Here is a 13,882-nt window from a genome sequence, read left to right on the forward strand (position 1 = left end):
GAATAGCATAAATTTAAGGAGAAGAGTAGATGATTAGTGAAAAGATCCGCGAGGAATATCAAAGATGGTGTCAAAAAGCAACAGCAGATGCGGATCTGATTCCAGAGTTAAAGGGATTGAATGAATCAGGTATCGAGGACGCATTTTACAGGAATCTTGCATTTGGCACTGGCGGACTGAGAGGCACGATCGGGGCAGGTACAAACCGGATGAATGTCTATACGGTTGCAAAAGCCACACAGGGCCTCAGTAATTATCTTCTTCGTAAATATGGTACAAAGGCATCAGTCGTAATAGGTTACGATTCCCGTATCAAATCAGATGTATTTGCCAAGGTTGCAGCATCTGTCTTCTCTTCAAATCACATTTCTGTGAATATCTGGCCGAGGCTCAATCCGGTTCCGACCGTTTCTTATGCTACACGTTATTTACATACATCAGCAGGTGTGATGATAACCGCATCCCATAATCCATCCAAGTATAACGGATACAAGGTATATGGGGATGATGGCTGTCAGATCACTACAGAAGCAGCGACGGAAATCTTGAAAGAGATCGAAGCCGTTGATTTTTTTGATGTGCAGATTCCGGAGCTCAAGGCAGAGGACAAGATCACTTATATCCCGGATGAAGTGCTGACATCCTTTATCGAAGAGGTAAAGAAACAGTCCGTCGTAAAGGAAGACATCGACCGGAATGTTGCTATTGTTTACAGTCCTCTTAACGGCACAGGTTTGATACCCGTAACGAGGACATTAAAGGAGTCTGGATTTACCAATATCAACGTAGTGAAGGAACAGGAACAGCCGGATGGAAATTTCCCAACCTGTCCATATCCGAATCCGGAGATACGCGAAGCAATGCAATTGGGGCTTGAGTACTGCAAGAAGGTTGGCGCAGATCTGATGCTAGCGACCGATCCTGATTGTGACCGTTGCGGCATTGCGGTAAGGAACAGCGAAGGGGAATACCAGCTGCTGACTGGTAATGAAACAGGGCTTCTCCTTCTTGACTTCATCTGCAGTCAACGGATCAAGAATGGAACTATGCCGGAGCACCCGGTGATGATCAAGACCATTGTTACCTCCGATATGGGGAAGCAGATCGCTGACCATTACAGTGTGAGAACGATTGATGTCCTTACGGGATTCAAATTTATCGGTGAGCAGATCGGCATCTTGGAGAAGCAGGGACATGTGGATGATTACATCTTCGGTTTTGAGGAATCCTACGGATATCTGACTGGTGGTTATGTCCGCGACAAAGACGCTGTGGATGCGGCATTCATGATCTGTGAGATGTTCGCATATTACAAGACACGCGGAATCTCTCTCCTGGATAAGTTGGATGAGCTTTATAGGATATACGGATATCGTCTTAACACCCTTCATTCCTATGAGTTCGATGGATCTGCAGGCTTTGAGAAGATGCAGGAGATTATGAAGAGGTTTCACCAGGGGATGACTGAGTTTGGCGATAAAAAGATAGAAAACACACTGGACTACAGTCAAGGGCTGAACGGCCTTCCGAAGTCGGATGTTCTGAAATTTTTGATCGAGGGCAACAGTTCGGTGGTAGTCCGTCCTTCCGGAACAGAGCCGAAGCTCAAGGTTTACATTTCCATCTCTGCGAACTCTATGGAGACAGCGAAGTCTGAAGAACAGAAGATCGCAGACCAGATGACAGAATACATGCAGTAAGGGGAGATAAGTCGTGAATATCATTTTACTTTCAGGCGGATCCGGCAAAAGACTGTGGCCGTTATCTAATGATGTAAGAAGCAAACAGTTCATCAAGCTCTTTAAAGATGAGGAGGGAAACTATGAATCCATGGTTCAGAGAGTTTTCCGTCAAATCTCCAGAGTGGATAAGGATGCCAAGGTTACGATCGCAACATCCAAATCGCAGGTTGCTGCTATCCACAACCAGCTAGGCGATTCTGTGTCAGTCTGTATTGAGCCGATGAGAAGAGATACTTTCCCGGCAATCGCACTGGCTGCAACTTATCTGCATGATGAACTGAATGTAAGTGATGATGAAGCAGTTGTAGTTTGCCCGGTCGATCCGTATGTGGATGATTCCTACTATGAGGCAGTAGCAGGATTGGAGATATTAGTAAAGAACGGTGGATCTAATCTGACTCTTATGGGCATTGAGCCTACATATCCTTCTGAAAAGTATGGATACATCATCCCGGAGACCAAGAATCAGGTCAGCATCGTAAAAGAATTCAAGGAAAAACCGGATAGTGAAACAGCAAAAGAATATTTAAAACGAGGTGCTCTTTGGAACGCTGGTGTATTTGCCTTCAAGTTGGAGTATCTCGTAAAGAAAGCACACGAGATGCTTGACTTTAAAGATTATAAGGATCTCTATGCCAAATACGCATCGTGTCCGAAAATTTCCTTTGATTATGCAGTAGTAGAGAAAGAGCCTTCCATTCGGGTGACTCGCTATTCCGGAGAGTGGAAGGATGTCGGCACATGGAACACCATGTCCGAGGTTATGGCGAATCCGATCAAGGGTAATGCAATTGTTGATGAGACCTGTGAGAACGTAAATATCGTAAACGAGCTGGATATTCCTATCCTTGTTATGGGCGAGAAAAACATGGTGGTCGCTGCATCCGGTGACGGAATTCTTGTCGCTGATAAAGAGCGCTCCGGATATATGAAGCCATATGTGGAGAAGATTGCCACAGAGGCAAAGTATATTGAGAAGTCATGGGGATCTTATCATGTACTGGACGCTGGAGAAGGATACCGTCTTCTAAAGGTTAAACTGACTGCCGGAAGACGAACCTCCTATCACTGTCATGAGTTAAGAGACGAGTCCATCACAATTCTAAGTGGTAATGGAAAGACTGTCATCGACGGCATGGAGCAAATTGTTCGTCCAGGTGACATCGTTACCATGGCAGCTGGATGCAAACATACTCTCATTGCTGAGACTGAAATCATTGCATTGGAAACACAAGTTGGGGAAGAAATCACTTTTGACGATAAGAAGAAATTTCCACTTGATAGCAGGTTTGTAGAAGGAAGAATTTAATGTCGCCTATTTTGCTGGCACCGTCAGGGAAGGATTATCTCTGGGGTGGTAACCGATTGAAAACAGAATATGGGAAGGACATTAAATCAACTCCACTTGCAGAGACATGGGAGTGTTCGGTTCATCCAAACGGCCCATGTTATGCCATCTCAGGAGAGTATAAAGGAATGACGCTCGCTGAGATCATCAAGATGCATCCGGAGTATGTGGGAAACAAGAATACCAAGATCCCTGTACTCATTAAGTTTATTGATGCAGCAAAGGATCTTTCTGTTCAAGTGCATCCTTCTGATGAGTATGCCAGAGAATATGAAAACGGACAAAACGGCAAGACGGAAATGTGGTATGTGCTCGAGGCAAAAGAAGGGGCAAAGCTCGTCTGGGGATTTGAGCACAAGGTTACAAAGGAGATCCTAGAGAAGGATATCGCAGAGGGCACTTTGCAGAACGATCTCCATTATGTGCCGGTTCATAAAGGCGATGTGTTCCTCATTGAGTCTGGAACGGTTCATGCGATTGGAGAGGGAATTCTTCTTGCAGAGATTCAGGAGAGTTCCGATCTGACCTATCGGCTTTACGACTACAACCGGAGAGATAAGAATGGAAACCTCAGAGAGCTTCACTTTGGCAAGGCGGTGCAGGTTCTCAATATGAATCCCATCGGTGATACCAGTCAGAAACCACGCTATGTCCGGTATTTCTACGGATGCTCCAGAGAAATGCTTTGTCGGTGCAAGTATTTTGAAACAGAAAAAATTCAGGTTACTAAAGGATTTTCTTTCTCGGTGATGAAGAACTCTTTCCAGGTGCTTCTCTGTACAAATGGAGAAGGTGGTCTGGAGACAGACGGAAGCAACAGACCGTTGAGATTCCAAAAGGGAAGTTGCATTTTCCTTCCCGCAGGACTTGGAAGATGCCATGTAATTGGCGAATGTGACCTGTTGAAGATTAGATGTTAAGTAGGTGGGGGTAGATATGTCGCGTATTAAGTTTATGAATACAGAAATAGACAATCTTACAATGAATGAGGCTCTCGATGCGATTGACGATCTGATTAAGCAGAATAAGAACGCTTACGTTGTCACTCCAAATGTGGACCACATCATCCAATTGGAGCGTGGAGGAGAAATTGTAGAAGTCTATAAGAATGCAGATCTTATTCTCTGCGATGGAAAGCCGCTGATCTGGATTTCTAAGTTATATGGCACCCCGATTAAGGAGAAGATCTCCGGGTCGGACCTGTTCCCGCGCCTCTGCGAAAGAGCTGCTAAAAAGGGTTACCGGATGTTCTTTCTTGGGGCAGCAGAGGGGATTGCAGCGAAGGCTGCTATTAATCTCTCCAATCGCTATCCGGGACTGCAAGTGGTTGGTACTTATTCACCGCCTTACGGATTCGAGAAAAACGAAGATGAAATGAATAAGATCATCAATATGATCCACGAGACAAAACCGCATATCCTGATTGTTGGTCTTGGCGCTCCGAAGCAGGAGAAGTTCATATATCACAATCGTGAAAGATTAGGGGTACCGATCTCGCTCGGACTTGGCGCAAGTCTGGATTTCGAAGCCGGACATATCAAGAGAGCTCCAAAGTGGATGGCGGATCATGGACTGGAATGGTTGTTCAGGATCACACAGGATCCGAAGAGACTGGCAAAGCGGTATTTAGTAGATGACAGAATTATATTCAAATTGGTGTGGAAATATAAATAAATCCATGAAAGTGTGTTATCAATGAACCTGGCAGATCAGAATATTTTATTTATATCAAGAGCAAATTTTCATGGCGGTGCAGAGAATGTCATTCTTCAACTCTGCGAGATCTTCAATCCTCTTGTGAACAAAATCGTCGTTTGCGCAGGAAAAGGATTTGATCAAAAAGCACTGGAAAAACTCCATATCAAGTTTTATGAGATCCCGGATATCGAGAAAAAAAGCATCGGGACAATACTGACCGTTTCAAAAACTCTTCGACATGTGGTAAAGAAAGAAAAGATCACGGTCATTCATACGCATCACAGAATGGCTGCTTTCTATGTATCGCTTCTTGGATTATATCGGAACCGAATCTTTATCAATACAAGTCATAACACCTTTTATAATAAAATAAAGCTGACGCAATTCTCATATAGGCACGCTCATCTGATCGCCTGTGGTGAGATGGTAAAAAAGAATCTGGGAGAAATCTTCAATCTGCATGACGTAACTGCGATCCATAATGCTGTCAAGAAATTTGCTGGGCCAGTTGCTCCAGATTTAACTTTGACAGCACTTCATGATAAAGGTTATTTCTTAATAGGAAATATTGGTAGACTAACTGAGCAGAAAGGCTTCGAGTACTTCATTGATGCGATGCCAGACATCTTAAAGAGACACCCAAAAACGAAATTCATTATTGTTGGTGCCGGAGAATTAGAACAATCACTAAAAGAGAGAGTTGCAAGACGGCATCTTGAGCAGGATGTGATCTGGCTTGGCTTCCGTAAGGATGTTCAGAACGTTATGAGCCAGCTAGATTTGGTTGTTCTTAGCTCTCTTTGGGAAGGGTTACCTCTGACGCCAATCGAGGCCTTCAGTGTTGGAAGAACAGTTGTAGCCACTGCAGTTGATGGGACAGTAGAAATAATAGACGACGGCATAAATGGATATTTGGTACCGCCAAGAGTCGGAAATGTAATTGCAGAGAAGAGTGTAGAATTAGCTGAGAATCGAAATAAGCTGGAACAATTTGAATTAGCTGCGCAGGAAAAGTTCCAGAAGGAGTTCTCGTTTGAGACGTTTAAAGATAGATTTATCAAGTACTATGAGGAGCTGTAATGAAAGAACATCATAAGAGCCTCGGAAACTCAATGTCCAAGCCGAAAAAGGCAGCATATTATGCGCTTGTCTTATTTGGTAATGTGGTCATCAATAAGATCCCTAGTCGACATCTTCGTAAATGGTGGCTACAACTGTTTGGCGCCAAAATTGGTAAGAGAACTCTTCCGTGCAGACGAGTAGAAGTGTTATTGCCTATGGGATTGAAACTTGGTAATGGAGTTGCAGTTGGCTGGTTTGCTGAGTTAGATGCAAGAGGTGGTATTGAGGTCGGAGACAATACAAATATTTCCAGTCATGTGAAGATAATTACGGGGAGTCATGATGTTGATGATCCTGATTATACTGCGGATTTTAAACCTGTAAAGATTGGAAGTCACTGCTGGATTGGGACTGGAGCTATTGTGCTGCAGGGGGTCACAATCGGGGATGGGGCAGTTGTAGCAGCCGGAGCCGTTGTGACAAAAAATATACCGCCTTATGAAATATGGGGAGGGTGTCCCGGCAAGAAAAATTCGAGACAGAACTACAGAATTAAGATATCAGATTGGAGCTGCGCCGCTCCTTCATTAGAGGGTAACGCCCTATGAAGATTATCAAGTGTCTTCATGGGATCAAGTCTACTATTCTATATCTTAAATATAAAGCAAAATATGGATCCAGAATTGAGTGGCATTGCTTAAATGCCATTCGAGGAAATTTGATTATACAGTTAGCTGCAGGAACAAAACTTAGCATAGGAAAGTTTTTAATGTCGGCTGGTCCTCTTTATATTAAGACTTTTCAGCAGGGGCATCTTCAGATTGGAAATAGAGTTTTCTTTAATCACAACTGCTCTATTACTTGTGCAGACAATATCATAATTGGTGATGACTGCAATTTTGCTAACAATATTGTGATTGTCGACCATAATCATATGGTGGATCAAAATGGTATTAGGAACGAGTATGTAACGAAACCTGTAATTATAGGATCCAAGGTTTGGATTGGCGCAAATGCAACGATTCTTTCTGGGGTATCCATCGGTGATGGAGCTGTGATAGCAGCAGGGGCAGTTGTAAATAAAGACGTTCCCGCGCATACAGTCGTTGGCGGAGTGCCAATCAAAATATTAAAGGAGATTTAATTGATGATTCCCAAGGTCATTCATTATTGCTGGTTCGGACATAATAAACTTCCGAGCGATACAAAGAGATATATTGAAACATGGAAAAAGTATTGCCCTGACTACGAGATTAAGGAATGGAATGAATCAAATTTCGATATAGATTGTTGCAAATTTGTTAGGCAGGCCTATGACAACAGAGCGTGGGCTTTTGTATCTGATTATGCGAGATTAAAGATAGTCTATGATAATGGTGGCATTTATTTAGACACTGATGTAGAACTTCTGAAGAATCTAGACTTCCTTCTAGATAATTCATTCTTTGCGTGTGTCAGTCAGGTCGAGAATCTTTGCAGCTCAGGGTTGGGCTATGGAGCTGAAGCTGGGAATCCTGTTGTAAGGAAGATGATGGAAGTTTATGAATCTATGGAATTTGATCAAGAGAAGAAAGATCAACTAGCTTGTCCGTATATCAATGATTCAGTTGTAAAATCATTCGGTTATAAACTGTGCAATGAGATGATTAAAGTCAATGGTATGACAATTTTACCTCCTAGGTATATGGATCCTTTATCACCGGGGGATAGCAAAAATCTTTTATGTGAAGACACAATTTCGATTCATCATTATTCAGCCAGTTGGACATCGACACCTAACAGGCTGAAGAGAAAGATATTTGATGCTGTTGGACAGGAACGGATTTATAAGCTGAAAAAATTATTAAGCAAAAATGAAGATAAAGATTAATACATCCAATTTTATATGGTATCTGGCTCTGATACCATTTTTATTTCCGAAGGGCTTTGCCGAATATTTTTCTAGCTATAAAGCTTTCAGTGTTTTGATCCTTGGCATTGCTACATTTATAATCCTTGCGCGCGAACTTGTTATTGGCGCATGTTTCCACTGGACTATAGAGTTAAACGTTCCGTTAATGTTGATATTGCTTTATCATATCGTTTTATTGGTGATAACTATATCAGAACAAGGAACAATAACTGAGGGTCTTCAAAAAATATTTGTAGCACCAGCTGTTTGTTTGTTGTTAGCTGAGGGCGGTAGGCGAAATCTTTTTAATATTATTGATGCAACTTGTAATATTTTAATAATAGAATTTCTGCTTAACATTCTGATTTTTAATCAATGGTTTTTTCCTTCTTATTTTTTAGTTAATAATCATATTACATTCATAGGACATGTTCAGGTTGCTGCCGAAATAGGAATACTAGGAGTATTGATTTCCTATGCAGAATATAAACATGGAATGCATAAGGCCAAAGCCACGTTACTCATCGTATTGTCATTTATTACGATGATATATTCGAAAACGACAGCATCTTATGCTTCTATTGCATTGATAACGGTATTACTTCTGATTGGGAAAGTTGTACAGATTAAAGAATTTACTGTTAGACACATAAAGTTGATTACTGTGATATTAATTGCATTAACATTTATGTGGATCAACGTTGATAATATTTCAATTTTTTCAAGGTTCCATAATGCTTTAGTTCTTTATTCAAATGGACGAACATTTATCTGGAATCAGGGAATAGAGTTATTCAAAGAAAAACCACTTTTTGGATATGGTGCTTATGGAGCAGAGATTAGGCCATTCTGGGTACAGTGGACAAACAATGGATTAGGATTTAACTATGCACATAATACAATTCTTCAGTTATTGCTGGATGGAGGAATTGTATTAATGACAATGTTTATAATTGTATTATTTACATATTTACATCATACCCAAAAAAATATAAAAGATCATAATATTAAATATGTGATATACGTACTTTTTATAACATTCTTATTTGTTGGACAATTTGAAAGTATAACCGAATATTATTATTTCTTTATGTTTTTATCTCTTATTCCTTATATGAGAGAACTTGAAGGAGAATCAACGACATGAATATTATTAGGACTTGGTGCCAGAATTTTGTTAAATCGCACTGCAAAAAGAGAATTATAGAAGTAGCCAAAAGTGTTGGTACTGGATTATATGTGGGCGGCAATTCTTATGTGACTTCAAATACGGAACTTGGAGATCATGTTAATTTTAATGGCATGGCTATGTCTGGAAAAGGGCATATAAAAATTGGTAACTATTTTCATTCTGGACCGGGCTGTCAGATAATCACATCATTTCACAAATACGAAGGTGAACAGATCCCTTATGATAATCAGTATATTGATAAAGATGTCATTATTGGTGATTGTGTTTGGCTAGGAAATAATGTAATTATTCTGGGGGGGTGAATATAGGGGAAGGAGCAATTATTCAGGCGGGATCCGTAGTGTGCAAAGATGTTCCTGCCTATGCTATTGCCGGGGGACATCCTGCAGTTCCGTTCAAATACCGTGACATTGAACATTATAAAAAACTGAAATTAGAAGGAAGATTCCATTAGTATGAGGAAAATTCTTACTAAATATAAGAATTTAACAACTGTGACAAAAGCGACACTGTGGTATACGATAGCAAATATTCTAGTAAAAGGAGTGGCGTTATTATCGACTCCTATCTTTACCAGAGTTATGACTGAGACAGAGTATGGTACTTACTCTATTTTTCAATCATGGTACGGAATAATTCTTATATTTACATCTTTGAATATTTTTCTAGGGGGATATACAAAAGGTCTCTTGAAATATAAGGACGAGGTGGATTCCTATACATCATCTTCCTTATCAATGACGACTTTTATTACTTGTTGTTGGAGTATCGTTTATCTCATCAATATATCGTTTTGGACAAATATATTTGAACTCACTCCACATATGATGGCCGCTATGTTCATTGAACTATTAATTATGCCAGCATACGAATTATGGTCATCAAAGTCTAGATTTGCATACAAATATAAAACAGTCGTATTTGCTTCTGTTTGGATGAGCATGTCTAGTATCATTTTTGGCGTGATTGCTGTACTGACGAACTCACATCGCGTTGTGGCAAGGGTAGATGCGGATATTTTTGCAAAAGCAACGGTAGCTGTTCCGATATTTATCCTGCTAATTGCCAAAGGACGTACACTTTTTAACAAGAAATTCTGGAAGTACAATTTCCTGTTCAACTTGCCGTTGATTCCACACTACCTTTCAAACTATGCATTAAATCAGTCCGACCGCCTGATGATCAGCAGGATGATTGGGAACGCACAAGCGGCATATTATAGCGTAGCCTATACAATTGCTACGATGATGAATCTGGTGGTTACTGCAATTAATAATGCTTTGACACCATATATTTATCAGTCAATAAATGCTGGGAAAAGTAAAGAAATAAAAAAAACGACTGCACCAGCATTTTTTATTATGGCTCTAATGTGCATTGTTACTATGGCCTTTGCACCTGAGCTGATAATGATTTTTGCAGGAAAGAAGTATACGCAGGCGATTTATGTGGTCCCACCAGTGGCTGCCTCCGTATATTTTATATTTTTGTATGGAATGTTTAGCACGATTGAATATTACTATCAGAAGACTGTTAGAATCGCAATTGCAACATTTATTTCAGCAGCACTTAATGTTGTCCTCAATTATGTGTTCATCAAAGCCTTTGGGTATTACGCAGCCGGATATACAACACTTGTCAGCTATATACTTCTAGCATTTCTACACTATCGTTTTTATCGAAGCGTACTACGAGAAGAAGCACATGCAGATGAGAATCTGTACGATATGAGGGCAATTATGCTTAGTGCGATTCTGGTTCTTGCTGTGATGTTTATTATGACATTGACATATAAAGAGATATGGCTCAGATACGGAATTATTACGGTGATTTGTGTGATCGAATATATCAAGAGAGATGAACTGAAGAAGATGCTAAGTCAATTTAAGGCAAAAAATTAATGAAGAAGAAAAAGAAAATCAACTCAGAATTCAAAAGCACAGAACAGCCTTCTACAGCAGAACTATTATACAAATACGCAAAAGAGCTATCGAACGAAAAGTATCACGAGGAGATCCGCCGAGAAGAATCATTGATACAGCAATCTAATTCAATGCAAACTGCATTTGCGTTTATGTCTGCAGCGATTATGGCAGCCGCTGATATATTTGTAAATATAAAACCACAAATTAGTAGAAGATTCTTATTTGTCGCCTTTGGAAGCGTTCTCTTGGCATTGCTTGTCAGCTTGCTCATGGCCTCATTCGCTCAGTTTAGAGTCAAACGACATGTTATGTTGAATGTAGAAGATATCGAGAAGTATATTAATGATAATTGTGAACTTTTGGGATCAAAAGCGCAACAGGATAAACAATGGGTAACAATGATGATTGATATCGATAAAGATGTAACAGTGGCTAATGATAGGAGAGTAATACTAGTAATGATTTCAAGATATTTCTTTTACTTATCTATTGTGTTTATTATTGGATGGACATTAATAGGAGTCAGTGTATTTTGAATTGGAGGTATTCAATGAGTAAAGATAATAAGAGTGAAACAAAAGATAAGAAAGGCAAACGTCCCATGGAAGACGTTAAAATCCCCCAAAAACCGATGACTGCATTTAAAACGTTTTCACATGAAGACGATTCTGGAAAGGACAAAGAAGCAGACGAAAATTAATTTACGCATAGGAAATAAATATGAATCCAATTAATTATATTAAAAACCATGGCATCAAAGGTACATGGGATATTGTTTATCGTTATAAAATAAATCAGGTTCTACGCAAGATTGCTATAAAAATAACCGCTAATACTCCTTTAAAGGATACTATTGTCATCGAGAGTCACAATGATTTTGATTCAAATGGTGGTGCTTTTTATGACTATCTTATTAAAAATCATTATAACGATAAATATAAAATTGTCTGGTTGCTGAAGAACAAGAAGCCAGATCATCTTCCAAAGAATGTATCTGCATACTACTTGTATAAGCCAAGTCTGAGAAAGCAAATGACGATCTGTACAGCGAAATACATCCTCACATGCCAGGATGCGATTGGCTCGGTTAGAGAGGGACAGATTTCGGTATACATGACGCATGGCCCTCTTGGACTTAAAGCTTTCAAAGGCAAATGCGATTTGCCGGGAAATCTAACATATATATTAATGCCTTCTGAATACTTATTGCCTATTCTAAATGATCAGTATGAAATAGAAAATAGTAAAATTAAAGCCGAAATTCTAGGCTATCCTCAGCATGATTGTTTGTATACATCTGAAAGAGGAGATTTGCATAAAATCACTTCCGATAAATTCAGAAAAGTAATTTTATGGATGCCTACATTCAGAAAGGGGGTTGCATTTGGAAGAGAAGACTCTACCGCTATCGAACCGCTTGGAATTCCTATATTTAAAACAATGGATGAAGTACAAGACTTAAATGGTTATCTAAAAACTAATAATGCTCTACTAGTTATAAAAATTCATCCAATGCAAGATCTCAGTTCTATAAAATTACATGACTATTCTAATATCAAGGTGTTGAATGGTCATTCGGTAAAAAAGCTAGGCGTTGATAATGATAGGTTGATGAAAGATGCTGATGCATTAGTTAGCGATTATTCATCTGCTGCTTATGACTACATGCATTTAGATAGACCAGTTGGTTTTACGATGGATGATGCGAACGAATATAAATTGGGATTCATTGTTGATAATCCTGATGAGTTAATTGGAGGGCAGATCATTAACGATAAGAATGATTTTGTAAGCTTTATTAACGATGTTTTAAATAATAAAGATCCGTACAAAAAAAAGCGGCACGAAGTTTTTAACAAGTCATACAAATTTCATGATGGTAATAGTTGTCAGAGATTGGCTGAATTATTGAAATTATGAGATGAGAGGAAACATTATGTTAAATTTTACAGTTGGTCCGGTTATGTCATCAGAAGCTGTTCGAGCAGTTGGTGCAGAACAGGTTCCATATTTTAGAACATCTGAATTTTCAGAAACTATGTTCGAAAATGAAAAACTGATGCTTAAGTTTGCTAAGGCCTCGGAGGGTTCTAGGGCAGTTTTTCTGACAAATTCTTCAACAGGTGCAATGGAAGCAGTTATTATGAACTGCTTTACGGAGAATGACAACGTTCTGGTAGTTAATGGTGGAAGCTTTGGCACTCGATTCGCCCAGATGTGCAAAATCCATGATATTCCACACACAGAAATTAGACTCCAGCATGGGCAGAAACTTACAAAAGAGATGCTGTATCAGTATGATGGCAAGCCATTTACTGGGCTTCTGGTAAATGTAGATGAAACTTCGACCGGTGTTTTGTACGATACACAGATGATCGGTGAGTTTTGTAAGAAGAATCATCTATTCTATGTCTGTGACTGCGTATCTTCATTCCTTGCAGATCCATTCAATATGGCAGTATGTGGTGCTGATGTTATGCTGACAGGATCACAGAAGGTTCTTGCATGTCCTCCTGGAATTTCTATTGTTGTAATGGCACCTGATGCAGTGGAGAGAGTCAAGAACGCACATGTTAGATCAATGTACTTTAATTTAGCGGATGCTCTGAAAAATATGGAGCGTGGGCAGACACCGTTCACACCCGCAGTTGGAATCCTTCTTCAGATCAACACAAGAATGAAAGAGATCGAGACCGCTGGCGGAGAGGATGTAGAAGTTGCTCGAGTTGCAGCACAGGCAGCTGATTTTCGTGAGAAGATTAAAGATCTGCCGTTTGAAATGGTTTCAGAATCGCCTGCGAATGGAGTAACGCCACTTCATCCGCTTCATGCAAATGCCTATGATATTTTTCTGAAGTTGAAGGATGAATATGGTATTTGGATCTGTCCGAACGGTGGTGATATGAAAGATACTATATTCAGAGTCGGCCATATAGGATATCTGAATCATGATGACAATACAACCCTGGTAGAAGCGTTTAAGGATATGCAAAGCAAGGGACTTTTAGGATAAGAAGGAGGACT

15 protein-coding genes are annotated in these 13,882 nt (G+C 39.8%); all 15 read left to right on the top strand.

Annotated features, from left to right (window positions below):
• The first annotated feature begins 32 nt into the window (after positions 1–32).
• The 15 genes from ACTNDI_RS08810 to ACTNDI_RS08880 all read left to right on the top strand — a co-directional run bounded on the left by ACTNDI_RS08810 (position 33) and on the right by ACTNDI_RS08880 (position 13,871).
• Positions 33–1,700 carry a phospho-sugar mutase gene (locus ACTNDI_RS08810; protein ID WP_441100647.1) on the top strand — a complete coding sequence of 556 codons (1,668 nt, stop codon included), beginning with the start codon at positions 33–35 and terminating at the stop codon, positions 1,698–1,700.
• Positions 1,701–1,713: 13 nt separating this feature from the next.
• On the top strand, positions 1,714–3,051 hold the full coding sequence (locus ACTNDI_RS08815; protein ID WP_441100615.1) for a sugar phosphate nucleotidyltransferase: 1,338 nt from the start codon (positions 1,714–1,716) through the stop codon (positions 3,049–3,051).
• On the top strand, positions 3,051–4,010 hold the full coding sequence (gene manA, locus ACTNDI_RS08820) for a mannose-6-phosphate isomerase, class I (protein ID WP_441100616.1): 960 nt from the start codon (positions 3,051–3,053) through the stop codon (positions 4,008–4,010). The genes ACTNDI_RS08815 and manA overlap by 1 nt, the downstream gene beginning before the upstream one ends.
• Before the next feature lie 16 nt (positions 4,011–4,026).
• A complete protein-coding gene (locus ACTNDI_RS08825; protein ID WP_441100617.1) occupies positions 4,027–4,764 on the top strand; it encodes a WecB/TagA/CpsF family glycosyltransferase in 738 nt (245 codons plus the stop codon).
• Between the two features lie 21 nt (positions 4,765–4,785).
• Positions 4,786–5,868 carry a glycosyltransferase family 4 protein gene (locus ACTNDI_RS08830; protein WP_441100618.1) on the top strand — a complete coding sequence of 361 codons (1,083 nt, stop codon included), beginning with the start codon at positions 4,786–4,788 and terminating at the stop codon, positions 5,866–5,868.
• The gene (locus ACTNDI_RS08835) at positions 5,868–6,458 is read left to right on the top strand and encodes an acyltransferase (protein ID WP_441100619.1); all 591 of its coding nucleotides are present in this window, start codon (positions 5,868–5,870) and stop codon (positions 6,456–6,458) included. The genes ACTNDI_RS08830 and ACTNDI_RS08835 overlap by 1 nt, the downstream gene beginning before the upstream one ends.
• Positions 6,455–6,994, top strand: a complete 540-nt coding sequence (locus ACTNDI_RS08840) for an acyltransferase (protein ID WP_441100620.1) — start codon at positions 6,455–6,457, stop codon at positions 6,992–6,994. Before ACTNDI_RS08835 ends, ACTNDI_RS08840 begins: the two co-directional genes overlap by 4 nt.
• 3 nt (positions 6,995–6,997) lie before the next feature.
• Positions 6,998–7,720: a glycosyltransferase family 32 protein gene (locus ACTNDI_RS08845; RefSeq protein ID WP_441100621.1), complete on the top strand. Its 723-nt coding sequence runs from the start codon at positions 6,998–7,000 to the stop codon at positions 7,718–7,720.
• The gene (locus ACTNDI_RS08850; RefSeq protein WP_441100622.1) at positions 7,704–8,888 is read left to right on the top strand and encodes an O-antigen ligase family protein; all 1,185 of its coding nucleotides are present in this window, start codon (positions 7,704–7,706) and stop codon (positions 8,886–8,888) included. The genes ACTNDI_RS08845 and ACTNDI_RS08850 overlap by 17 nt, the downstream gene beginning before the upstream one ends.
• Entirely contained in the window at positions 8,885–9,235 is a 351-nt protein-coding gene (locus ACTNDI_RS08855) for an acyltransferase (RefSeq protein WP_441100623.1), read from the top strand. Before ACTNDI_RS08850 ends, ACTNDI_RS08855 begins: the two co-directional genes overlap by 4 nt.
• A gap of 153 nt (positions 9,236–9,388) precedes the next feature.
• The gene (locus ACTNDI_RS08860; RefSeq protein WP_441100624.1) at positions 9,389–10,834 is read left to right on the top strand and encodes a lipopolysaccharide biosynthesis protein; all 1,446 of its coding nucleotides are present in this window, start codon (positions 9,389–9,391) and stop codon (positions 10,832–10,834) included.
• A complete protein-coding gene (locus tag ACTNDI_RS08865; RefSeq protein ID WP_441100625.1) occupies positions 10,834–11,394 on the top strand; it encodes a hypothetical protein in 561 nt (186 codons plus the stop codon). The genes ACTNDI_RS08860 and ACTNDI_RS08865 overlap by 1 nt, the downstream gene beginning before the upstream one ends.
• 14 nt (positions 11,395–11,408) lie before the next feature.
• A complete protein-coding gene (locus ACTNDI_RS08870; protein ID WP_441100626.1) occupies positions 11,409–11,558 on the top strand; it encodes a hypothetical protein in 150 nt (49 codons plus the stop codon).
• Between the two features lie 20 nt (positions 11,559–11,578).
• Positions 11,579–12,778, top strand: a complete 1,200-nt coding sequence (locus tag ACTNDI_RS08875) for a CDP-glycerol glycerophosphotransferase family protein (protein ID WP_441100627.1) — start codon at positions 11,579–11,581, stop codon at positions 12,776–12,778.
• A 16-nt stretch (positions 12,779–12,794) separates the two neighbouring features.
• Positions 12,795–13,871, top strand: coding sequence for a pyridoxal-phosphate-dependent aminotransferase family protein (locus tag ACTNDI_RS08880; RefSeq protein WP_441100628.1), 1,077 nt, complete (start codon positions 12,795–12,797; stop codon positions 13,869–13,871).
• Positions 13,872–13,882 lie beyond the last annotated feature (11 nt).

The sequence above is a fragment of the Bilifractor sp. HCP3S3_D3 genome, from assembly GCF_052063915.1.
In the GTDB taxonomy this organism is placed as follows: domain Bacteria; phylum Bacillota; class Clostridia; order Lachnospirales; family Lachnospiraceae; genus Bilifractor.